Genomic DNA, 22,350 nt, shown 5'->3' with positions numbered 1-22,350 from the left:
CCCATGACGACCACCACCGCCAGCACCACGCAGGCGCTGAACACCCCGTTACCGACGCCGAGCATCGACACCGGTCGGGTCGCCGATCTCGTGGCCCAGCTCCTGGTCGAGCTGGGCGAGGACCCCACCCGCGCCGGCCTGGCTGACACGCCGAACCGTGTCGCCGCCTGGTGGCGCACCTTCCTGTCGCCGGACGAGAGCGCGGTGGCCACCTGCTTCGCCGAGTCCCAGCTGAGTGGGCAGTTGGTCATCGTGGGCGGCATGAGCGTGTGGTCGCTGTGCGAGCACCACATGCTGCCCATGAACCTCCAGGTCAGTGCCGGGTACGTGCCGGACGGGGAGGTGGTGGGCCTGTCGAAGTTCGGGCGGATCGCCCAGCACTTCGCGGGTCGGCTCCAGGTCCAGGAGCGCTTCACGCGGCAGTTCGCCGAGCACCTGACCGGCTTGATCGGATGCGAGGACGTCGCGGTGGCCGTACGCGGGTTGCACCTGTGCATGAGCATGCGCGGCGTGCGGATGGAGGAGGCCCGGACCACCACGGTTCACACCGGCGGCCGGTTCGCCACCGACCCGGTGCTCACACAGCAGTTCCTCACCCTCGCCGCCGTCCAGCAGAACACGGCCTGATCTCCGATCGGCAGGCAGATCAAGAAGGAGGTGAAGCCCATGAGCACGTCACCGACGCCGCCGACACCGGACGCCGCCGATGGGTTCGGTCCCTTGTACCTGACGTGGGACGACGTTGGCACCGCAACGCGAACCCTCTCCGAACAGGTAGCTGCTGCGGGGGTGCCGCAGGTTGTGGTGGGCATCGTGCGCGGAGGCATGATCCCGGCGGTGTGGCTCGCCCATCGTCTCGGTGTCCGGGACGTGCGGAGCATCGAGGTCACCCGCACCACCAGCGACGGCATCAACGCGGCGAAGACAACGCTGCCGACCACCCGCAACCCGGCCTCGCTCGGCGACCTGTCGGGCCTGGACGTTCTGCTCGTCGACGACATCGCCGGCAGCGGCGCGACCCTGGCCCACACGGAGGACATGCTCCGCGACCTGGGCGCCGCCCAGGTGCGCACCGCGGTCCTCACCGTGAACCGGGCCAACTGGGCGAGGGATGCCGAGCCCCAGCAGGTCATCGACTACATCGCATCGCTGAACCACACCTGGATCGTCTTCCCCTGGGAGGGACAACAGCATGAGCGCTGAACAGGACGAGCAGTACCGCACCCGACCGGGCACGCCGATGGTCGGCCCGTACAGCACCAACCAGATGGACGACTTCTACTCCGCGCTCGCGGTTGGGGAAGCGAAGCCGTCCGGTCTGATGAACCTGATGCAGCACCTCATCGTCGCCGAGCGCTGCGCGGACGGGGCGAACGTGCTCGACGTGTGCTGCGGCCGTGGGCTGGCCCTGCCGCTGCTGCACCGGTACGCGCCGAAGATCGCCCGCTACGTCGGGCTCGACATCAGCCCGGACAACCTCGGCGAGGCCCGCACGCGGCTGACCGCGCTGCGGGGGGAGTACGGCAACCCGTTCCCCGTCGAGTTCGTTGAGCACGACGTCTCCAACCCGTGGCCCGAGCTTCCGAAGTTCGACGTCGCCCTGTACACCTCGGCGCTGGAGCACCTGCCGTACGAGTTGGGTGTGCAGAGCCTGCTCGAAACGGGTAACGCGCTCGCCCCGGGAGGAGTGCTGTACCTGTCCACGCCGCAGGCGTTCGGGCCGCCGCCGCGCCCGTTGCAGTACCGGGTTCACGTGTACGAGTGGTCGCGCGAGGAGGTCGTCCACGCCGTCGAGGCCGCTGGCCTGGTCGTGGACGACGTGATGGGTGTGCTGCCGCCCGAACCGGACGAGGTGGTGGCCGAGTTGGCGGAGCGGTACGGGACCGGCGCGGTCGACTGGTACCGCGACCTGGCCGCCCGGGTGCCGAAGGCTCTGCTGGACACGGTGTCGTCCGTCGCCGTTCCCGACCGGGCGACCGAGCTGCTGTTCGTGTGCCGGAGGCCGGCATGACCGTCATCACCGTTCCCGCTCCCCGCCGCGCTTCGGACAGCTCTGCCCGGCCGCTGTGGGTAAGCGTGGAGGGCGTCAACGGAGTCGGGAAGACCACTGCGGTCCGCGCTACGGCCGCCTCGCTGGGCTCCCGGTGTCTGCAGCTGGACGAGTTGACCGACCAGGCCGCCGACACTCTGCCCGGCCGGGTGATCGCCGCCCTTTCGGCGGAGGGGGACGTCTGCCTGCGGACTGGGCATCCGGTCGTGGAGACGCTGGCGCTGCTGGCGCTCAAGTTCCGTGAGGTCGAGCGCCTGACCCCCGAGCTGCTGAACGGCGTCGACGTGATCCTGGAGGACCGCGGCGTGGACAGCGTGGCCGTGTGCCAGGGAGCGATCCTGCACGCCGAGCACCGGGCAACGCCCGCAAGGGCGGTGGCTGAACAGATCCTGGCCACCGCCCGCCGGTGGCGGTCGATGCCGGACGCAACCCTCCTGCTGACCGGCGACCGCGAAGTGTGCACGACCCGGTTCGCCACCCGGATCGGCCGCATCATCCCGGCGAGCGCCCTGGAGGTGATCGAGCAGACCGAGCAGCTGTACCAGGAGCTGGCCGCCGCCGAACCGGACCGATACACCGTGATCGACGTGACCGGCTACGGCCGGGAAGAGACCGGCAAGGCCGTCGAGGATGCCGTCCGCGCCCTCCTGACCCACCGGGAGGTCGACCGTGCGTCGTGACATCACCCTGCTGTGGGCCTTGCGATCCCCCTGCTCGTTCGGCTGCCCGCACTGCTACTTCGGGGAGTTGGAGGAGCACAAGGAAGCGCTCCCGGAGGGCCCCGGGTTGCTGTCCCACATCCCGGTCCGTGACATCGACCGCACCGTCATGGAGGCGTTCGCCCGGACCCTGGCCGACTCGCCGGTGGAGCGGGTCATCCTGGCCGGCGGTGAGCCGCTGGACTGGCTGCCCACCCTCAGCCTGATCAAGACGATCAAGGAAGCCGGGTGCGAGGTCGTCGTGGCGACCAATGGCGTGCCGCTCACCCGCCCCGGCATCGCCCGGCAGCTGGTGGACCTCGGTGTCGACGGAGTCTCGGTGTCCCTCGACAGCGCGGACGCGACCGTCAACGACCGGCTGCGGCCCTCTCGGTCCGGCCGGGTCGGTCACCGCGAAGTCCTGGACGGCATCCGTACCCTGCTGAGCGAGCGCGGTTCCGGGCCGAGCCCTCGGGTTGGCATCTACACCGTGGTCATCCGCGACCGTCCCCACGAGATCACCAAGGTCGCCCACCTCGCGCGGGAGATCGGCGTCGACTACTACGTTCCGCAGCCCATCTCCCTCCCGCCCGACCACAAGCTCTTCGCCGAGCGCTGCCACACCCCCAGTGACGTGCCTGCTGTGGAGGACGAACTGCGCCGCCTCCAGCAGGAGGCCGGCGGACTCACGATCCCCGACCCGGCGTACATTCGGCAGTTCGCCGCCTCGATCTCCACCCAGGACAGCGGCCGGGTCGAGGACTGCTTTGGTGGAGCCCAGCTCTTCTTCATCCAGCCCGATGGCTCGGTGTGGGACTGCCCGTCTGACCGGCGGATCGCCGCCACGCCGTCCCAGGAGCACCGCACGATCGTCGGCGCGGACGCGCGGGTCCTGTTCGCTGACCGCCCGGCGTGCACGGACTGCTCCCACTTCTCCCGGGACTGCGTGAACATGGGCCCGCTCGTGCTCGGCATGCCCCGCCTCCTCGCTCGGGAGGCAACGTGACCGGCCTGCCACCGCTGCCGTCGGTGCAGGGCCTCGGCGACGGCATGCTGGCTGCGCTGGCCAGCATGCCTGACCCGGCCGGAGCCGAGTTCACCAACGGGTTGGAGCACGACCTCGCCGACGTGTTCTCCACCGAGCACGCCGTCGCGGTGTCGTCCGGCACGATGGCGCTGCACGCCGCGCTGTCCGCGATCGGGGTCGGGCCGGGCGACGAGGTTCTGGTGCCGGCGCTCACCGTCGTCATGACTGCCGCGCCGGTCGTCCTGCTCGGTGCCACACCGGTGTTCGTCGACAGTGATCCCGCAACGCTCGACCTTGACTTCGCCGACGCCGCTGCCAAGGTCACGGCCCGAACCAGGGCGATCATTCCGGTACACCTGTGGGGCAGGATGGGCGACCCAGCCAGCCTGCTCGCGTTCGCGGCCGAGCACGGAATCGCTGTTGTCGAGGACGCCGCCCAGGCTGCGGGAACATCGCGCGCCGGTGCCATGGCCGGAACGGTCGGCACGGCCGGGTGTTTCAGCCTGAAAGACGGCAAGATCCTCTGGAGCGGCGAGGGCGGCTTCGTCCTGACCGACGATGACCAACTTGCCGCCCACACCCGGGCTTTCCGGAGCCACTGGCTGACGCCTCCGCCCGGCAGTCGCCCACAGGAACAGATCGCCCTCAACGGCCGTCTGGCCGAACCGCTCGCCGCACTCGCCCACGCCAACCTGTGCAGATTCCCGGTGTTGCTGGACCACCGCCGGGCCCAGACCGCGTACCTGATCCGTGCCCTGGGCGACGCGCGCGGACTCACGCCGCTCCTGCCGGCCACCGACGAGACCTGGAACCACTACGCCCCGCTCTTCCACATCGGGCTGCCGAACCCCCGGGCGTTCGCCGAGCACCTGGCCCAGCAGGAAGTGCCGAACTCGACTGGCACCTTCCGGCTGGTGCCCTGCGACACCCGGCCCATGTTCACCGGGGCGGACCAGAAGCCCTGCCGCGGCGCCGCGCAGATCCTGGACCGCACCCTCGCGCTCGTCCTCACCGAACGCGACGACGAAGCGGCACTCGACCACTACGCCGCGGTCGTCACCCGGGAGGCCGCCGCATGGTGCACGTGACCGACGCACCGAACTCCGCGCCGACCGGAACGCTGCTTCCGGCACTTCCCCGCCTTCGTCACCGAACGGATGCCGCCGCATGACGATCACATCGCACCCCCCGGCCTGCACCCGCGGCCCGCTGATCTCCGCCGAGGGTCTCAACGGAGTCGGCAAGACGTACCTCACCAACCGTGCCGTCGAAGGGCTCGACACCAAGCCGCTGATGCTGGACGAGTTCTCCCAGCGGGCCAACGGGCGCCCGGGTCTCGGCGAAGCCCTGCTGCACTCACTGCGCGAGGCGAGCGTGGGCGACCCATTCCTGCGCGGCGGCACCCCCATGGCCGAGGCGCTGATCCTCATGGCCATCAAGCGGCACGACCTGGACACCGTCCTGCCCGAGCTGTCCAGTGGCCGATCCGTCGTTGAGGGCCGCAGCGTGGACACCACCGCGGTATGCCAGGCGTTGCTGCTGCACCCCGGCGACCTCGACGCCGCGCTCCAGACGGCAGTCGCCCTGCTGGGCCTCGCCGCCTCCTACCGGCCGCTGCCGGATCTCACGATCCTGGTCACCGACGACGCCTCGAAGGCCCTGGAGCGCGCACAACAGCGGGACCAGTGTGTCTTCACCACCGAGCAGGCCACGTTCATGGCCGAGGCGTGCACGCTCTTCGAGCGGCTGGCCGCCACCGATCCGGCCCGCTACCGGCTCGTGGACCGGCGCCACGTTGACGAGTACGAGGCGGCCGAGCAGATCCGGGCGTGGATCGAAGGCGCCGGCGGTGACCTGGGCTGCATGGTCGAGCCGTGGCAAGGCCCGGGGGCCGCGTGCATCTGCTGCGGCCGACTCGCGGAGATTCAGCTGGCATGAGCGCAGAGCTTCGGCACCCGTCCTCGACCGGGCAGCCCTGTCCGGAGAGTTGCGTTCCCGCCATCCCCTCCGATGTCGAGGCCCTGATCCTCGACTTCGACGGAACCCTCGCCGACACAACCGGAACCCATGAGGAGGCCCTGCGTACGGCTCTTCTGCCGTACGGCGTCCCGCTGGATCACGACTGGTACCGCCAGCACGTCGGGCTCTCGATCCGTGAACTCTTGACGGCCCTGCCCAGCGGATCGGCGCTGCCCCACAACGAGGTCATCGCGCGGAGCCGTGCCCACCTGTTGGCCACGCTGCACACGATCACGCCGATCGCGTGCGTCGTCACGCTCCTGCGCGCGGCGCGCCGGGCCGGGCTGCCCTGCGCCGTCGCGTCGGGTGCGAGCCGGTTGCTCGTCGATCCAGGTCTCGCCGTTCTGGGCCTGGCACACGAGTTCGCTGCCGTCGTCGCACGCGAAGACGCGACGCACGGCAAGCCGGACCCGGAGTTGTTCCTCGTGGCGGCCCGGCGCCTCGGGGTCTCAGCGGGCGACTGCCTCGCGGTAGATGACGCTCCGGACGGCATCGCCTCCGCCCGGGCGGCCGGCATGCGGGTGTTCACGGTGATCGGCGGCCACATGGCCCCCGCCGAACCTGCGGGGAGGGCCGGGCCCGTCAGCACGCCTGCTGGGGGCCGCGCTGACACGGCAGCGTCGGCCACCGCACTACCCCAGTCCGCAGACCCTGCCCGGTGACGGCACGATGCCGTCGAACACGAGGAGCATGATGCCCGTCCTCCACTCGACCAAAAATCTGCGAGTCGTCGAACCGCCCACCGCCGCCAGGGAAGGCGTCGGCGTCTTCGAGTACACGGACCACTACACCGTCTTCCACTACGGCCGGATGCCGGACGCGATCCCCGGCAAGGGCGAGGCAGTGTGCCGAATGGCCGTCGCCAACTTCACGATGCTGGAGGCGGCCGGTGTGCGGACCCACTTCCGCCGTTTCATCGCCCCGAACCGGATCGAGTTCACCCTCGCGCGCCTCCCGGACCTCGACGCTGGCCACCTCACCGTGAGGCAAGGCAACTACCTCGTCCCGCTCCAGATCCTCTTCCGCAACGAACTGCCGCCAGGAAGCTCTGTCCACCGGAGACTGGCCGCCGGTGACCTGACCCCGGCCGATGTCGGCCTGCGCGAGGTCCCTGCGGTCGGCGAGAAGCTGGAGCGACCGCTCATCGAGTACGCGACCACCCGCGACGACGTCAACCGGTTCATCGCCCCCGGCGAGGCACAGCGCCTCGCCGGCTTGGATGACGTGCAGTTCTTGGCCATGTGCGAGACCACTCTCAAGGTCAACGAGGTGCTGAGCGCGCACGCGGCCAAGATCGGGCTGAGCCACGCTGACGGCAAGGTCGAGTACCTGCTGACGGGCGACCATGAGCTGCTGCTCGCCGACAGTCCCGGCACGCCGGACGAGAGCCGCCTGATGTTCAACGGCGTGCACTGCGGTAAGCAGGTCCTGCGGGACTGGTACGTCAGGTCCGGGCACGAGATCCCGGTCAGCAGGCTGATCGCGGAGGGCGTGCCGAGGACCGAGTGGCCGAAGCCGACGCCGCTCCCGCCCGCATTCGTGCCGGTGATGACGGACCTGTACCAGTCCCTGAGCGAGGCGTGGACGGGCGAGCAGCTGTGGAACGCGTCCGGCTTGGAGGCTGCCACCCGTGCCGTCACCGAGGTCATCCTCTCGTGACGGTGCATCAGGCAAGTTGGTACTCCGGCATGCTCATACGGGCATGCCGGGTACCGGCCTGCATCGGTACGGGCCGCGCGAGAACGGTGGAGACATGGGACTCCTGACCAAGGACCCCGCCTTCCAGGCGATGACCTTCGTGATCATCGACTTCGAGACAACGACGCCGACCGGCCACCCGCCCCAGCCGATCGAGGTTGCTGCTCGCGCCCTGCGGCACGAGGAGGGCGGCTGGGCGCAGAGGGGAACAAGCGCGTCCCTGATCCGGCCGCCCGACTTCGCTCCGGTGACGCCGGCCGACACCGCTCAGACCGGGCTGACGGCCGAGCAACTGCGGCAGGCTCCCACTCCCGCGGAGGCTCTGGGCGCGTTGGACAGGCGGTTCACCCCCGGCACCCCGTACCTGCTGGTGGCCCAGCACGCTGCCACCGAGGCCAACGTGATCTACACCCAACGCGAGCACTGCCCCGCGCTGGCCCGCGTCGACTTGCTCGACACGATCCCCCTGGCCAAGCACCTGGTCCCGGGGCTGGTGAACTACAAGCTCGACACCCTGCTCGCGCACTTCGCCATCCCGCAGCCGGCGGACCGCCACAGGGCTTTCGCCGACGTCGACGTCACCGCTCAACTGTTCCAGCGGCTGATCGCCCTCGCGCACGAGAGCGGGGATCTTAACGATCTTGCGGCTCTCGTGAAGACCGCGGGGCGCACGGCCAAGTGCAACCTGCCCGTTCAAAGCGGGCTCTTCGACCTGTGATGCCCGGAGTCGAAGACGCTGCCCGACAACTCCGAGAGTAGGAAGAGGGTGCGGATCTTGATGCCCGACGCACAACCGGACCGCGAGTTGGTCCCCTTCTGGTTCGACCCGCTGTGCCCCTGGGCGTGGATCACCTCGCGCTGGTTGCTGGAGGTTGAGCAACTGCGGCCCGTTCAGGCCGACTGGCGGATCATGTCGCTGTCCTACCTGAACCTCGTCCAGCGCGAGGGCAAGGGGCTCAGCGACGAGTACCGGGAGCTGATGACGAAGGCGTGGGGCCCGGTGCGGGTCTGCGCCGCAGCCGCCGCGCACGGCACCCCCGCCGTACTCGGAGACCTGTACACGGCCATCGGCACGCGGCTCCACAACCAGCGGCGCCGCGACGACCCCACGGTCATCACCGAGGCCCTGACGGAGGTTGGTCTCCCCGGGTCGCTTGCAGCAGCTGCCACCAGCACGGAGTTCGACCAGTTCATCAAGGACTCGCACCACGAGGCGTTCGACGAGGTCGGCCTTGACGTCGGGACGCCCGTCCTGCGCATCCGCGGCACGGCCTTGTTCGGCCCCGTCGTCACGCCGGCTCCCCGTGGTGCGGCTGCCGCACGACTCTGGGACGGCTTGGTCGCCGTCGCTGAGACGGACGGCTTCTTCGAGGTCAAGCGGAGCCGGGACCGCAAGCCGACCTTCGACTGAGCGCGGCCGACGCATCGCATCGACACCCGACCGAGTGAACCCGTGGTCGGCCAGCCAACCGGCGGGCCGACCACGGAGTGGTCAGCCGAGCCGAGCCGGCGTACTGACCGCCCGGCCGATGCGCTGCCCGACCAGACGCTCGGCCGTAGCGAGCGGGTACCAGGCCGCGCCCGTCACCTCGGACTCCTGGAGGGCACCCACGTCCACGTTCGCGCGAGCGGTCCTGAAAGCAAATCCGAGGTCAAGATGGTGGTGAGCCGGCTCGTCCTTCTCCGGCCGAGCCGGAACCTGCCCGTACTCGATGTAGACCGGCGTCTGCGACACGGGGAGCACATCAGCAGGGTCAAGCCCAGTCTCCTCCGTCAGCTCGCGCACTGCGGCAGTGAGCAGGTCGACGTCGGTGGGCTCAAGATGGCCGCCGGGCTGCAGGGTGATGCCGTACGCCAGATGCTCGATGAGCAAGATCTCGGCATCCTCCCGAACAAGGAGCGCGCCAACGGTCACGTGCATGGGAAAGCTCCGCCGCGAAGCGAAGTCCCGGCCCTCACCTAGAAGTCGCAAAGGTTCGGACAGCTGCTCGGCCTCGTCCGGGTAGCGCTCAAGGTAGGCATCGAGGGCGCTCACGATATCCGAGTCACTGATCGCCACGGCGCACCTCCACGCCATCCCGAGAGCAGGGCTCCCGGTGATTGATCAATCGGAAGCGAGCTACGAGCGCTAACACAGTCGACTCCCACAAGGTGCGTGGCTTACAAGGCGGTCCGCACTCTACAAGTCAACCCTGGGCCTAGACGCAGCAACGCGCCGTTGTCGGAGCCCGGCCCGGCACCCGCGAAGCCATAGGAACACGACGCCACACCTGTCAGCATCCCTACGGCATCGGTTCAGCCACCTGAGGCTCGGGTGCATCGTGTAGGTCTGGAGCTTCCGTCCTCGTGTACTTGGCGTACGGGGACTCCGCGGGCGGCGCGGCTGGCGCCGCTGCCTCTTCGGTGTCGGTGTTCTGACGGCTCCGGTCGGCTCGCCAAGTCAGTTCCTCCCGGAGGCCGGACGCCCGGCCGTCGGCGTTGCGCGCGGTGCGGCGTGCCTTGGTCGCCTCGGTTCGGAGGGCCTTGGCCGCCTCGGCGTCCTTGTCCTTGGCTCGTCGCAGCAGGGCGGCCTTCGTCTCCTGCGGCAGGTCGGCTTCGGTGAGCACGGCTTCGTGCTCACCGGCGGGTCCGGCCTGGGGCGCGACGACGCGGAGCCGCTCCTTCGCTCTCTCCAGCTCCTGTTCGGTCGTGTGGCGCGTGCGGACGAGGTCTTCGCGTTCTGTCTCGGCGGCGGTCCGCTGGTCACCGCGCAGGACGGGACGACCGAACCGTCCGGTGGCGGCCAACTGCTGCTCGATCCCGCCGATGCGGGCCTGGGTGCCGTGCAGCCGGGCGGTGTGTTCGGCGATGACCTGTTCCAGGTCGCGCACGTCGCGGATCGCCTCGGCGCGTTCGGCGACTTCTTCATGCCGGCGGCTGAGCGCGAGCACGTCGGGGCCCGTCCCGGCGGTCGCGCTCTGCTCGGCGCGGTCTGCGGCGGCCTCTGCCTTCTCAGCGGCCGTCCTGGTGGCACGTGCTGCTGCTGCGGCCTTGCGCGCGGCGTCGCGCAGGCCCTCGCTGGTGAGGTGGGCGTAGGGACGGGCGGCGGCCGGCTGCCGGGGTTCGGGGGCTGCGGGCGGCGTCGCAGCTCGGTTGGCGGCGCCGGTCGTCCGCCGGGGCCCGGGCTGCGGAGCGGTCTCCTCGATGTCGTCCTGCTCGACGGTGTCGCCGGTGCCGGGGGCGCGCGGGATCGGCAGGTCGGGGACGATGTGCCGGACGTGGGCGGGGACGGCGGCCGTCGGGAGTTCGGTGAGGATCATGCGTTCCTCGGTGCCGGTCTCGATCTCACGGATGAGGCCCGCGACCGCCCGGTCAAGCTGTTCCTGGTCGGTGAGCGCTTCGCCTGCGCGGGCGCGGTCGGCGTCGGTCTCGTAGACGGACAGCGGGAGGAAGAGGTGCGTCTCCTTCTTGTCGCGGCTCATCATCGTGTAGAGGGCGTTGGCCTGCGCTCCGGGACCGTAGACCAGGGCTTCCTGCACGCTGAGGCCCTGGCTCTTGTGGCCGGTGATGGCGTATCCGAGGCTGAGGCCGCCGTGGGCGATGTAGTCGGCGTCCACCCATTCGGCGACGTCGCGGTGGCCGTCCTCGGTCTTCGCCCTCCACTCGACCAGGACCCGGCGGTCCTCGTCCACCGCGACCACCAGTCCGCGGAGCCCGTTCAGGACGTCCTCGTGTGCTCCCCGGCTCCGCTTGCTGCGGTAGTCGTTGGACCGCAGGAGGACCTGGTCGCCTACGGACAGGGCGAGTTCACCGCCGCCGGCCAGGGCGAAGAGGTGTTCCGGGCCGGTGAGAGCGCCGCTGGCCTTTCGCAGGGCTCGGGCCCCGACGTTGAGTTCCTCCACGATCTCGTTGGTGGCCGCGAGCATGAGCAGCTGCTGCACGGCGGTGTGGTCGTCGGTGTGCGCGGCGCGCTTGTCGGCCCAGACGGTGAGCATCGCGGCGAGCGCCTCGTCCTTGTCGGCGAGGGCGTGCACGCGGCCGGTCCCGGCGAAGGTGCGGAGCGCGTCCGTACGGTTGTCGTCGCGCCACAGGGCGAGCGCCCGGCGCTCGATCGTGTCCCGTTGCCGGAAGTTCTCCGTGAGGCTGAGCCCGCCCACGATCTTGTGGATGGCGGCGAAGGACCCGCCGATGCCCGGCGAGTGCAGCTGCTTGGGGTCACCGACGGCGACGATCTTTGTGCCGGTCGTGGCGGCGTGGGCCAGCAGTTCGGCGATGTCGCGGTCATCGCACATCGCGGCCTCGTCCACGACCAGCACGTCAACGCCGGTGAGGCCGGGGCCGCCGGTGCGGATACCGGTGAGCCAGGAGGCGAGAGTGCGGGAGGTGATGCCCGCTTCGGCCTTGAGGTTCGCGCAGGCGACGGCGGCGGTGCTGGCCCCGGCGATGACGAGTCCGTTGGCCTCCCACGCGACTCTCGCGGTGTTCATGATGGTGGTCTTGCCCGCGCCTGCGATGCCTTCGACGCCGTCGATGCCGTGGCCTGCGGTCAGCAGCCGTTCGAGGACGGCGCGCTGTTCGGCGGAGAACTCGAACTCGCCGCCGTGCTGGGCTTCGACGGCGGACAGAGTCATGGCGACGGTGTCGCCGGTGACGACGGCTGCCTGCTCGTTCAGGCGGTTGGTGGTCTCGCTCGCGATGAGCGCTTCGGCAGCGACCACGTCGGCCGTGGTGTAGCGGTCGGCGTGGGTGAAGTGCTGGGCGCCCTTCGGCTTCAACTTGACCGCGTACCCGGCGTGCAGCAGGACGGAGGTGGTGAGCTGCTCGGCTTCGTCCGCGTCGGCGACGCCGTACGGGAGGGCGTCCAGGACGGCGGCGATGGCGGCGGCGTGGGTGAAGTCCTTGCTGTGGCTGGTCAAGCCGGTCTTGGGGTCGAAGACCTGGGCGCACAGCTGGTCCAGGTCCGGGTTCTGGCCCGTCCGGTCCTGTTCGATGGCGCTGGCCGTGATGGCCTCGGGGTCGTCACCGGTGGCGCGGCCCTCGGCCTGCCAGTAGGCGCGCAGGACGTCGTCCTCGACTCCAGCTGCTTCGCCGTTCTTCGCGGCCTTGGACGCGGCGGAGGCGGCGGTGCGCTCGCGGGTGGTGGCGCTGTCGTAGTCGATGCCCAACTTGCTGAGCAGGTCCCGCACCTGGCTGTCGCGCTTGCTGAACAGGCGGATGGTCGCTTCGGGGATCGCCGCGATCTCCCACGCGCCGGTCCGCTCCTCCCGACGGAAGCTGATGCCGAAGGTGTCGGTCAGCTCGCGGCGGATGCGGGCGTTCATGAGGGACTGCGTCGCGCGGGCGTGCCGGTGCAGGTCACGGCCCCCGCCGGCCACGGTGGACCACTGGCCGTCCTCGGTGCTCTTGACCATGTTGGCCAGGGTGAAGTGCAGGTGGAAGTGGGGGTCGCCGAACGGGGCGCCGTCCACGGGCCGGGCGGCGCGGTGCACCATCATCCACCCAGAGAAGCCGCTGGTGGGCACGGTCTCGGCCTCGGCGCCGTCACCATGCCGACCGCGCATCGCGTAGGCGGTCCACCGTTCCAGCGCGCTGATGGACTCGCGGCCGGCTGCGGTGTAGATGCCCTCGACCTGGGCGGCGATCTCCTCGGGCGCGTAGGCGAGGAACGCGGACTTGGACTTGGCGAGGTCGAGGGTGACGTCCGCGCCGAACCGGCCGACCTGCACCCGCCCTTCGAGCAGGGCGGCCCTGATCTCCTCGGCGTCCCACACCTCTTCGGGTGCGAGCCCGGCGGCCTTGGCCATGGCGACGGCTTCGCGGACGTCCATGGGCAGGTCGCGGAGGCGGCGGCGGCCTTCGCCCGCGGTCTGGGTGTACCGGCGCTGCATGGAGGCGGCGGTGAACAGGTCGGCGGGCTGCTGCCCGGTCTCGGCGGCCCGGGCCTGGACGGCACGCAGGAGCGGGCGGGCGTCCAGGCGGCCACCGGCTTCGGCGGCCATGGCCTTCTGCAAGGCGTCTTCGCCGTAGAGGTCGACGGCGTCGACTCCGACCGCACCGGCGAGCTTGAGCAGGGTGGAGGCCGGGACGCGGTGGGATTCGCCGAACCGCTGGAGCTGGTTCTCCATCCTGCGGAAGGCGTCTTTCTTCCGCTCGGAGTCCAGCAGGCTGGCGGGGGTGAGACCTCGTTCGGCGGCGGTGCGGCGGATGGCGCGGACCAGCGGGGCGGCGGGCAGCTTCGCGGCGGGGGCGATGGCGAGCTTGGGTTCCACGAGGGTCTTGCCGGTGTTTGGGTCCTCGCCGTGCATGAGCCTGCGGGCGGCGTTGAAGTCCGCGGGGGCGAGGATGCTGCCGGGGGTGATGCCGAATTCGTTGAGGCCGCCGCCGATCCACACGAGGGGCCGTTCGCTGGCGTCAAGGTGGTAGTCCACCTGTCCGTCGGCGGCCGGGCGCGGGAGGTCTTGGTCGTCGTACAGGTCGCGGGCGTTGAGGCCGGCGGCGGCGGCGAGCTCGACGGCGTCGAAGCCGGTGAACCTCGGGTTCTGCGCGTTCCGCAGTTGGGTGCGGGCCCGGAAGAACGCCTTCTTGGCCTCGGTGGTGCCGAGCAGTGCGGCGACGGTGGTCCCAGCCGCCTCGGCCCTGGCCTCGATGGCGGCGATGAGCGGCGCGGCGTCGACCAGCACCGGCTTCCCGCAGCCGTGGCCGCCGGTGAGGCGGTACTCAATCTGCTCGTCGGAGGGGCCGATCATGGTCACCCAAGCCATCGGCCCGCTCACCCCCCGTGCTCTTCCGGTCAGATCCGGTCATCTTTGAGGATTGTATCGTCACGAAGTGACGATACCTTGGTCCTCAAAATTCAAGATCATGATCAGCTTGGGGAAGGTCGGGCACTCGTGGGGGCCTGGTCGCTGCTGCGGATCGGGCTCGGTCGAGGCCGGGGTGCTGTCGGACTGTTACCTCGGGAGCGGGTCCGGGGTGCTGGGATTTCGTGCTCGGTGAGGCGGTGTGCGTAGGGAGGCGGCGGCGGAATCCTGCGGGCGGTCGGGCTTCGCGGGCTCTGACGCGGTGGGCGGCTCCGGAGTGACGGGGAGGGTCGGAGCGGCGGGGCCGGTTCGGCGCTCCGGGCACGGGCGGTCGGCCTGGGCCGGAGGGCCGGGTCCGACCCCGCCGGAGGAGCGGGTCCGGCGGGTCTGCGGAGCCGCCCGGGGATACGGGAAGGTCCCCCGCTCCATCGGCTGGAGCGGGGGACCTTCCGGTGCCACCGGGTGGGCAGGGGCCGGCTGAACTAGGTCAGCGGCCACTCGCCGGGCGGTACGGGTGCCTGGCGTTGGGCTTCGCGCACGGCCTCGTCGGTGCCGCACGTGGTGCAGATCGGGACGTCCCGGCCGGTGGTCACCCGGGAGGTGGCGGGCCGTTCGCCGAGCGGGCCGCCGCAGCGCGGACAGCGGGGGTCGGTCAAGGTCAGTCCTCCTCGGGGTTGTTCCGGGCCGACTTGAGGATGTTGTTCCAGGTCGGCCGGGAGTAGGGCTTCGCCCCTTGCTCCTGGAGCAGGGGGATCAGCTCGGCGTTCGTGGCCTTGGGGTTGGCGGCGAGGGCCTGCCGGGCAAGGGTGAGTCGTTCGTCCCCCTGGTACGGGTAGGCCACCCGGGAGCCGGTGCCGGTGGGGCGTCCGCCGGCGTGGCCGCGGCCCTTGCGGTCGGCGAGGTACTGCCACAGCCGCCAGCGCTTCCACTTCGGGCGGCGGCGGGTGGGCAGCTCGTCCCAGTCGTCGGGGTCGGGCCAGCCCTCCGGCGGGTTCTTGACGTAGTGGGAGACGGTGGTGGAGTCGGCGAACCCGCAGATCTTCGCGGCTTCGGCCGGGGACACCAGTTCCTCCGGGTCGCCGTCCAGCTTCGGCGCGTTGGTGGTGTTCGCGGCGGCGCGGCTGCGCTGGAGCTCGTGGTGCCACGTCGCCCACTCGACGCCGTCCCAGTGCATGACGCCGTCGATGATCTCGGCGGCCGGGTGCCCGTTGCTCTCCCTGTTCACCCAGAGGTTCTGGAGGGTGGATTCGCTGAGGCCGTGGACCCTGCGCAGGTCCGTGCGTGAGTAGCGCGTGCGGCCGGTCTTGGCGGGCACGGTCGCCTCCTGTTGGTGGTCGCGGTCGGTCGGGGTGGTCACTGGGTATCGTCCGGCTCGGGGACGGGCGTCCAGGTGCGGCTGCCGGTGGGTTCGAGCCGGGTGAGGGTGGCTATCTCTGCCAGGGGGACGGCGGCGGCCCAGTCGTCGTGGGCGGGGTGGCCCACGGGGAGGTTGAGCACGAGGTGCCGGCCGGTGCGGGGGAAGTCCTCCACGAGGACGTAGCTGTCGGTGGCCTTGGCGCCGATGCTGTTACCGCTCCTGAGCTGGACGGTGTCCCCCGGCTGGGGACAGTCGGCGTGCCGATCGCATAGCATGGTGTGGTTCTTTCTGGTGAGAGAACACCCGGACGGCCAGCGCCGTGTTGCCCATGTGCGCTGGCCGTCCTTTGTTGTCTTGGTGGCGCGGGTGCCGGTTCGGCACCCGCCGGGGCGAAGGTTGCCCGCTCCGCCGACGGCGGAGTAATTGAACCATCTTTGACCTGAGACGGCGGGGCTCTGGCCCGGGGTGCGGCGCTCACCAGAACAGGGCTTCCTGGTTGGTGGGGCCGGGGCCCGGGGCGGCGGGCGGCCGGGGAACGCGGAGTTCGTAGCGGGGGCGTCCGTTGTGCGGGGGTGCGTGCTCCTCGCGGTGGTGACGGCTCCACGCCACCAGCGGGGCACCCTGGTCCAGCCACCCGGGCGGGTAGCGGGAGGTCAGCTGTGCCCACCGTGCCCGGTCGCGCGGGAGTGCCCACCGGTCCGTGGTGGTGGCGAGGGGCGGCAGCTCGCGCCACTCGGGGAAGGCGTGGTCGTGCGCCTCCTCCACGGCCGGGTTGTCGCCGTCGCCGTACCCGTCGCCCTGGTGGACGGGGCCCTCCCATCCGCAGGCCAGGCACCCGCCCCGGAACTCCTCCGTCTCCCGGCGGCCGGTCCGGCGGCTGCGGGTGAGCAGTGTCGGGGTGTGGTGCTCGGGCGGGTCGAGTTCGTGTCCGAGGTCGCTGTACTCGCCGCCGGGGTGGCCGTGGCGGATGTGCCACGTCCGCGGGGCGCTGTCCGTGGGTTCCCCCGTCCGCCCGTTGCGCACCCGCCAGTAGTGCGTCTGCCGCGCCCGGGCCCCGGCCGGCTCGGTGAGGGTCGTGGTCACGGCCGACCGTCCGGGGTGGCGGCGAGCACTTCGCGCAGGGGGTCGGCGAGTGCGGCCTGCTCTGCCGGGGAGCTCTGGAAGCGCGGGCCGTAGGCGCGGCGGATCGCGCGGCGGGCGTCCTGGTGGCGGCTGAGGCCGGGGTCGTACGGCGACCGGTCGAGTACCTCGTAGCCGTACCGGGTGAGCACGTCGGCGATGAGCGCGCGGACCTGCACGGGGTCGAGGGTGCGGAGGTCGGTCTCCGCCGGGGCCGCGAGGAGTACGCGGATCAGGTCGGTCGCGCTGAGCCGGGGCTGGAGGGGTATCCCGATTCGGTGGACGCCGTCCTTGCTCGGGGTGGCGGCTCCTCGTCGGCCGGGGGCCCCGGTGGTGCTGCGGAGTGTGGTCGTCTGGTCCATCGTGCTGGCTCTCGGAGAGTCGGGGGCGGGGCAGGCCCGGTCAGAACAGGGTGTCGGCGCGGACGGCGGCTTCGCGGAAGGCGCGGGCGGCGTCGGCGGCGGTGCGGCCGGGCTCGGCGCTCCACCGGTCGATGACGTCCCGGTGCTGGTCCTTCGCTGCTGCGGGGTCGGCGGCTTCCGCGGGGCGGCCGGTGAGGGTTTCGGCGAGCAGGGCGAACGCCTCGTCCCGGGCCTGGTGGATGCGGGCCCAGTCGTAGGTGCGGCCTGCGGCTCCACGTCCTTGTCCGGCGGCGACTTCGAGGGCGCCGCGCGGCCAGCACGGCAGGAGGGCGGTACGGCCGGGGCCGGCGAACAGGCGCGGGCCCTGGTGGATGCCGACGTGCTCGATGTGGTGCGCGGCCCACTCCAGGATGGCGGCCGGGTTGTCGGCGATGACGATGCTCTCGGGGGTGTAGCGGATCAGCATGGTGGTGCCCGTCTCGGTGGTGCCCGGGGGCGGCGCCGCCGCCCCCGGGTTGGTCGGTCTACTGCTGGTAGGCGGGGATCAGTTCGCGGACGCGGTCCGGGCCGACGCATCCGCCCTCGTGGCGGTGGAGGCTGGGCAGTCCGCCGTTCCTCCCGCGCAGGTGGCTCCAGAACTTCGGCCCCACCCACCCGCACAGCTCGCAGAGCAGGACCCAGTGGTTGTCACTGCCGGGGAACCCGGTGAGGACCGCCCGCCACCGGAGGTTCGCGAGTCCGGCGAACGCGGTCTCGGCGCTCTTGGTGTTGCGGTCGCTGACGGGCATCCGCGGGTGCAGCAGCGGCACGGGGCCGGTCAGCGGCCGGAGCACTTCGGCGCGGATCTGGCCCAGGGGGACGGCGGTGATCCGACCGGCGGCGTACTCCTGCGTGAGGTGGACGGCCGCCTTCTCGATGCCGGGGACGCCGACCTTGGGGCGGCCGATGTTGCGCTCCCCCGCGCTGGTCACGACCCACCAGTCCCGGTTCCACCGGTAGGCGTGCCCGATGACCAGGTCCGGCCCGATGATCACGGGGTACCGGGATTCGAGATCGGGGGTGCCGACGCGGAAGGGCATGGCGGTGAGGACGACGGTTCGTTCGAGGTTCTGGGTGGTCATGGTGGGGCCCTGTTCTGGTGAGAGGGGGCCCGCCCCGGGGCGCTCGGCCGCCGGGGCGGGTACGGCGGTCCTACGCGGCCTGGGCGGGTGCGGCGGGCTGCATCTCGTCGGCGCTCTTGCGGCCCGCGACGTCGTCGTAGGGGGCGGTGGAGGTCCAGCCGTCGTAACCGTCGTCGGTGGCGCGGACGATGGTCTTGCCGGTGCCGTTGAAGATGTGCCGGATGGTGAGCGACTTCGGGTTGACGCGCAGGACCTCGTACCAGGTGCCTCGGTGGAGTGCGAAGTCACCGCGCTTGAAGTCGGCCTTCGTCCACACCTTGAAGCCCTTGGCCTCGGCGTCCTTGATGACCTGTTCCCAGAGCTCGATTTCCTCGGTCAGCTCCTCGTGCTCGATGGTCAGCTCCGGGTTGTCCGGGTTGCGGCGGTACCCCTTCGCCGACTCGCCGCGCTGCCACTTCTCGACCGCTCGCAGGTCGGCCCGCAGCTTGTCCAGGCGCCGGAGGGTGCGGCCGGGGTCCTTGCGGAACCGCTCGTAGTTGGCGGCGGCCTTCTGCCGGTCGGCCCAGTGCTGGGCGCGGTCGCCTTCGCTGATGCTCTTGCGCATCGACGTGTCCATGCGCTCGCGGTCGCGGCGGGCGCGGCCCTCCGAATGGTGACCGACAAGGATCGGCTGGCCGAACTCGAACCGCTCCGATATCGCGTGGGCCGACTTCCACGCAGCTGTGGAGTTCCGGGCTGCATTGTCGGCGTACCCGCCGAAGCGGTCGGCGCGGTCGGCGGCGCGCTCCTCCCGGTCCTGCTCGGCCTCGGCGAAGCTCCGGCGGTCGGCGTTGTCGACGGTCAGCGTGGCGTCGAGGCCGGCGTCCCGCAGCCGCTGGGCGAGGAGTTCGAGGTTGGGGGTGTAGGCGGCGCGGTCACGGCTGTGCGGGAGGTACCAGCAGTCGAGGTTCCTGCTCCAGCGGAAGCCCTGGCGCAGGGTGCGGCCGTACTCGCGGAGTTTCAGGATCTCGGCCGATCCGTCGCCCCGCGCGCTGCCGTTGACCAGGGTGCCTTCCCGGCGGGTGTGGGTGATCTCGATGGTCATCGAACTGGTCTTTTCTGGTGAGAGTCTTTGGTCCGCCCGGAGGGCGGACGGGGTGCTGGAAGCGGTGAGCACCACCGGGGGCGGGCCGTGAGGGACGAGCGGTCCGCCGCCGTCGCGCCCCGCGCGACGGCAGGGGCAGCCGCGCCCCCGCGGGGCGCGTCCTTCGCGGTCCGGTGCCCGCCGTCGGTCGGCGGAGCCGCTAGGCGGAGTCGGCCGGCGGCGGTGAACGCACCGGACCGTGCCTGCTGCCGCCCCGAAGGGGTGTCCGCTCGGGTGTGGGGGCCCGCCGGTCCGGAGGTGTTGCCCTCCCCCGGACCGGCGGGGCCTTCGTCAGCTGCGGCGGGTGGCCGGGGCGGCTTCGATCCGCTCGCGGACCGCTCGGTTCACGGCGGCGATGAGGTCGTCCCCGTCGCTGTAGGCGAACCGGCCCAGCGGCAAGCTGGTGGCGATGTCGCAGAACGCGCCCGGGTCCATGGTGGTCAGCGTGTCGTCAAGCGGCGTCAGCTCGTGGGGGAACATCGCCTGGACGCTGTCCCCGGGCGTCGGGATACCGGTGGTGAAGTACCAGACCAGGACCGTGATGGCCGTGTCGGCGAACTCGGGGCCGCCGAAGGGGCCGACGACGATGGCCGGGCGGGGGTCGAGCTGGTGGCCCCGGAACCAGGGTGAGGCGGTCACGAGGGTGGCGGTGGGGAAGTCCTGGACGGTGGGGGCCTTGGTGGTGTTGAGCATGTCGTGTCCTGTCTGGTGAGAGGTTCCGCCGGGGCCGGTGGGCCCCGGCGGGGGTGTCGGTCGGGGGTGTTGCCCTCCCCCTTCCGACATCATTAATTAAACCATGTTTCTAGGTCTGGGTCAACCGACGGGGGCGAGTTCGCGGCGGCGCTCGGCGGCGGCGGTGACGGCCCGCGCGACGAGGCGGCCCGCCTCGATGGCCCGGACGGCGGACTCGTGCACGGGGGGCTTCTTGTCCTGGGTGATGATGCCCGCGAGCGGGGGCATGACGGCCGGGCCGGGGGCGATTCCGAGGATCAGGGCGGCGACGTGGGCGGCTGAGGCGACCTCGGCCGCGTGCTGGCCGGGGAGCGGGGCGTCCGTCTCAGGGAGGCGTCGCCAGGCGTGGCCGTACAGCAGGATGCGGGCGGCGTTGTCGGGGGTCTCGCGGGTGAAGTCGTAGCCTCCGGCCTGCTCGGGGTCCTCGTGGTACCAGTCGCGGTACTGGGTGAGCAGGATGTCCCGGGCGGCCTCGGCGGCGAGCGGGGCGGCGGCGGGCATCTCGTAGGCGTCGCCGTCGGTCTGGCTGATGTCGAACACCGGACCGGCCTTGTAGCCGGAGACCCTGCGGCCCTCCCCCTGCGCGGCAGCGTCGGCGGCGGCTTCCCGGGGCCCGGCCTCGGGGGCGGCCTGGGCGTCGTCGGTCCGCCGCCGGATCGGGGTCCAGATGCGGAGGGAGGTGGAGCCCTTGGCCGGGAAGCGTCCGGCCTTGCGCCAGTCACCGGAGCTGAGTACGCGGGTCGCATTGGGGTGCTGGGCGGCGATGGCGATGCAGTTGACGGGACTGCGGTCGTCCAGGGTCGCGGCGGTGCGCATGACGGCGGCCCAGAAACCTTCGTCGGTGACCATCGCGCCGTACGCGCGGTCCATCACGCCTTCGAGCTCACCGCGCATCTGGGCACTGTAGGCGCGGCGCTCATCGTCGGTCATCTTCGGCTTGCTGGGCATTTCCTGGTCTCCCTGGTGAGAAATTTCGGCCCCCGGCCGGCTGGCCGGTGGTGTCGGTCGGGGGTGTTGCCCTCCCCCTTCCGACATCACTAATTAAACCATGTTCTGAGGTGTTCGGCAAGCCTTTACATCCAATACAGCCCCTCTTTGTGGCACGCGGCCCGGTATGCCGAAATAATCTCGTCCTCGATTTCCGTCCAGTGCTGGAGGATGTCCGGGGCGGTTTTCTGCGGACTGGCCTCGCGGCTGGCCCTGCGCCATTCGATGGCGATTTTGAGCGTGCGGAGCTGGGAGCGGGTGAGGTACCACGATCCGGAATCGGGGAGTTCTCCGCTGTAGGCCATCGCTAGCGCGTTGTTGATGTGTTCGGTGCCGGACCACACGTTGTGTCCGGGCCGGACGGCAAGAGCCCTTCTGAGGGTGCATCGAAGGTGCGGGGCCTGGACGGTCCATTGCGGGCGGATGGCGAATAGGTCGGCGCTCATGGCGGCTTCTCCGGGGCGGGGATGGGGCGGCGCGCTCCGGGAGCGCGCCGCCGGAATTCTTGGGGGATCAGAGGTCGAATTCGTCGGCGTTCTGGCCGCGCTCGTCCTCGGGCGTCTGGATGTGGGGCAGGAATCGGCTGACGGCGAATACGACGGCCTCGGCGATGATCAGGGGCGCATCCTGGAGAACGATGTTCACCGCGCCCGACTCCAGTCCGATTCGGACTTCTCCGGGCTCAAGGTTCAAGTGGATGTAGGCGCTCGTCCCGTCGATCCGGGTTCGGGCCCCGGGGAGCCGGGCGGCGATTTCGCGGGCGGCGTCCTCGGTCTGGCGGCGCATCGCGGCCTGTTCGCGGTTGTGGTCCTTCACGCGCTGGTGAACGGTGCGGTGCGCAGGGATGAGGCGTTCCGAGATCAGGGCCGCGATCCGCGCGGGGTCTTCGCCCTTGGCGACGCGGACGCTGTCGCGCTCGCCGGTGCGGAACGGGTAGTCGGTGGCGGGGAACGCGCCCCGGGCGTGGAGGTGTCCGGGGTCGTCGTAGCGCTCGGAGAGGTGGAGCTGTCGGCCGTCGGGGTGGGTGAGGTTGGCGGCGTGGGCCAGTTCCTGGACGCCGTGGAGTGCCTGCTGCGGTCGCCAGTCCTCGCCGAGTGCGAGGGCGATCGGGTGGACGAGGTCTGCGACGGTGGGCGACCACTGGGTCACTGCGTTCTCCTGGTGAGAGTGGGTGCCGGGGGCTGGTCAGCCCTCCGGAGGCCGGCGGGGTGTTGCCCTCCCCTTCCGACATGATTAATTAAACCATGTTCTGAGGGGTGGGTCAAGCCAGAGAACCGC

25 protein-coding genes are annotated in these 22,350 nt (G+C 71.0%); 11 read left to right on the top strand and 14 right to left on the bottom strand.

The window, feature by feature from the left end:
* The first annotated feature begins 3 nt into the window (after positions 1-3).
* The 11 genes from folE to ACWDRR_RS32745 all read left to right on the top strand — a co-directional run bounded on the left by folE (position 4) and on the right by ACWDRR_RS32745 (position 8,903).
* On the top strand, positions 4-627 hold the full coding sequence (gene folE, locus ACWDRR_RS32795) for a GTP cyclohydrolase I (RefSeq protein ID WP_449775900.1): 624 nt from the start codon (positions 4-6) through the stop codon (positions 625-627).
* 39 nt (positions 628-666) lie between these two features.
* A complete protein-coding gene (locus ACWDRR_RS32790; protein WP_449775899.1) occupies positions 667-1,203 on the top strand; it encodes a phosphoribosyltransferase in 537 nt (178 codons plus the stop codon).
* Complete coding sequence (locus ACWDRR_RS32785) at positions 1,193-2,011, top strand: class I SAM-dependent methyltransferase (protein ID WP_449775898.1); 819 nt, start codon at positions 1,193-1,195, stop codon at positions 2,009-2,011. The genes ACWDRR_RS32790 and ACWDRR_RS32785 overlap by 11 nt, the downstream gene beginning before the upstream one ends.
* Positions 2,008-2,730 carry a dTMP kinase gene (locus ACWDRR_RS32780; protein WP_449775897.1) on the top strand — a complete coding sequence of 241 codons (723 nt, stop codon included), beginning with the start codon at positions 2,008-2,010 and terminating at the stop codon, positions 2,728-2,730. Before ACWDRR_RS32785 ends, ACWDRR_RS32780 begins: the two co-directional genes overlap by 4 nt.
* Complete coding sequence (locus ACWDRR_RS32775) at positions 2,720-3,754, top strand: radical SAM protein (RefSeq protein ID WP_449775896.1); 1,035 nt, start codon at positions 2,720-2,722, stop codon at positions 3,752-3,754. Before ACWDRR_RS32780 ends, ACWDRR_RS32775 begins: the two co-directional genes overlap by 11 nt.
* Complete coding sequence (locus tag ACWDRR_RS32770) at positions 3,751-4,863, top strand: DegT/DnrJ/EryC1/StrS family aminotransferase (RefSeq protein ID WP_449775895.1); 1,113 nt, start codon at positions 3,751-3,753, stop codon at positions 4,861-4,863. Before ACWDRR_RS32775 ends, ACWDRR_RS32770 begins: the two co-directional genes overlap by 4 nt.
* Positions 4,864-4,942: 79 nt before the next feature.
* Positions 4,943-5,713: a dTMP kinase gene (locus tag ACWDRR_RS32765; protein WP_449775894.1), complete on the top strand. Its 771-nt coding sequence runs from the start codon at positions 4,943-4,945 to the stop codon at positions 5,711-5,713.
* The gene (locus ACWDRR_RS32760; RefSeq protein WP_449775893.1) at positions 5,710-6,456 is read left to right on the top strand and encodes an HAD family hydrolase; all 747 of its coding nucleotides are present in this window, start codon (positions 5,710-5,712) and stop codon (positions 6,454-6,456) included. Before ACWDRR_RS32765 ends, ACWDRR_RS32760 begins: the two co-directional genes overlap by 4 nt.
* Positions 6,457-6,484: 28 nt before the next feature.
* Positions 6,485-7,453 (top strand): phosphoribosylaminoimidazolesuccinocarboxamide synthase, encoded by a 969-nt coding sequence (locus ACWDRR_RS32755; RefSeq protein ID WP_449775892.1) that lies wholly within the window; start codon positions 6,485-6,487, stop codon positions 7,451-7,453.
* Between the two features lie 94 nt (positions 7,454-7,547).
* A complete protein-coding gene (locus tag ACWDRR_RS32750; RefSeq protein ID WP_449775891.1) occupies positions 7,548-8,210 on the top strand; it encodes a 3'-5' exonuclease in 663 nt (220 codons plus the stop codon).
* A gap of 60 nt (positions 8,211-8,270) precedes the next feature.
* Positions 8,271-8,903, top strand: a complete 633-nt coding sequence (locus tag ACWDRR_RS32745; protein WP_449775890.1) for a mycothiol-dependent nitroreductase Rv2466c family protein — start codon at positions 8,271-8,273, stop codon at positions 8,901-8,903.
* A gap of 81 nt (positions 8,904-8,984) precedes the next feature.
* Here the strand turns inward: ACWDRR_RS32745 and ACWDRR_RS32740 are convergent, their stop codons facing one another.
* From ACWDRR_RS32740 to ACWDRR_RS32675, 14 genes are all read right to left on the bottom strand, one after another.
* A complete protein-coding gene (locus ACWDRR_RS32740; protein ID WP_449775889.1) occupies positions 8,985-9,551 on the bottom strand; it encodes an NUDIX hydrolase in 567 nt (188 codons plus the stop codon).
* Positions 9,552-9,774: 223 nt separating this feature from the next.
* On the bottom strand, positions 9,775-14,232 hold the full coding sequence (gene mobF, locus ACWDRR_RS32735) for a MobF family relaxase (RefSeq protein ID WP_449775888.1): 4,458 nt from the start codon (positions 14,230-14,232) through the stop codon (positions 9,775-9,777).
* 521 nt (positions 14,233-14,753) lie between these two features.
* Positions 14,754-14,927 carry a hypothetical protein gene (locus ACWDRR_RS32730; protein ID WP_449775887.1) on the bottom strand — a complete coding sequence of 58 codons (174 nt, stop codon included), beginning with the start codon at positions 14,925-14,927 and terminating at the stop codon, positions 14,754-14,756.
* A 2-nt stretch (positions 14,928-14,929) separates the two neighbouring features.
* Complete coding sequence (locus ACWDRR_RS32725; RefSeq protein ID WP_449775886.1) at positions 14,930-15,628, bottom strand: hypothetical protein; 699 nt, start codon at positions 15,626-15,628, stop codon at positions 14,930-14,932.
* Positions 15,625-15,903: a DUF6211 family protein gene (locus ACWDRR_RS32720; RefSeq protein WP_449775885.1), complete on the bottom strand. Its 279-nt coding sequence runs from the start codon at positions 15,901-15,903 to the stop codon at positions 15,625-15,627. The genes ACWDRR_RS32725 and ACWDRR_RS32720 overlap by 4 nt, the downstream gene beginning before the upstream one ends.
* 199 nt (positions 15,904-16,102) lie before the next feature.
* Complete coding sequence (locus ACWDRR_RS32715; protein ID WP_449775884.1) at positions 16,103-16,711, bottom strand: DUF6349 family protein; 609 nt, start codon at positions 16,709-16,711, stop codon at positions 16,103-16,105.
* On the bottom strand, positions 16,708-17,109 hold the full coding sequence (locus ACWDRR_RS32710) for a DUF6181 family protein (RefSeq protein WP_449775883.1): 402 nt from the start codon (positions 17,107-17,109) through the stop codon (positions 16,708-16,710). The genes ACWDRR_RS32715 and ACWDRR_RS32710 overlap by 4 nt, the downstream gene beginning before the upstream one ends.
* A gap of 40 nt (positions 17,110-17,149) precedes the next feature.
* A complete protein-coding gene (locus ACWDRR_RS32705; protein ID WP_449775882.1) occupies positions 17,150-17,575 on the bottom strand; it encodes a DUF6197 family protein in 426 nt (141 codons plus the stop codon).
* Positions 17,576-17,633: 58 nt separating this feature from the next.
* Positions 17,634-18,230 carry a hypothetical protein gene (locus ACWDRR_RS32700; protein WP_449775881.1) on the bottom strand — a complete coding sequence of 199 codons (597 nt, stop codon included), beginning with the start codon at positions 18,228-18,230 and terminating at the stop codon, positions 17,634-17,636.
* 70 nt (positions 18,231-18,300) lie between these two features.
* Positions 18,301-19,314, bottom strand: a complete 1,014-nt coding sequence (locus ACWDRR_RS32695; protein ID WP_449775880.1) for a DUF3560 domain-containing protein — start codon at positions 19,312-19,314, stop codon at positions 18,301-18,303.
* Positions 19,315-19,644: 330 nt separating this feature from the next.
* A complete protein-coding gene (locus ACWDRR_RS32690; protein ID WP_449775879.1) occupies positions 19,645-20,046 on the bottom strand; it encodes a DUF6409 family protein in 402 nt (133 codons plus the stop codon).
* 120 nt (positions 20,047-20,166) lie between these two features.
* Positions 20,167-21,033, bottom strand: a complete 867-nt coding sequence (locus ACWDRR_RS32685) for a hypothetical protein (protein ID WP_449775878.1) — start codon at positions 21,031-21,033, stop codon at positions 20,167-20,169.
* Between the two features lie 125 nt (positions 21,034-21,158).
* On the bottom strand, positions 21,159-21,518 hold the full coding sequence (locus ACWDRR_RS32680; RefSeq protein WP_449775877.1) for a hypothetical protein: 360 nt from the start codon (positions 21,516-21,518) through the stop codon (positions 21,159-21,161).
* Between the two features lie 67 nt (positions 21,519-21,585).
* Entirely contained in the window at positions 21,586-22,221 is a 636-nt protein-coding gene (locus ACWDRR_RS32675) for a hypothetical protein (protein ID WP_449775876.1), read from the bottom strand.
* Between the last annotated feature and the right edge of the window lie 129 nt (positions 22,222-22,350).

Source organism: Kitasatospora sp. NPDC003701 (assembly GCF_053587085.1).
This window is presented reverse-complemented; position numbering and strand designations above follow the sequence as displayed.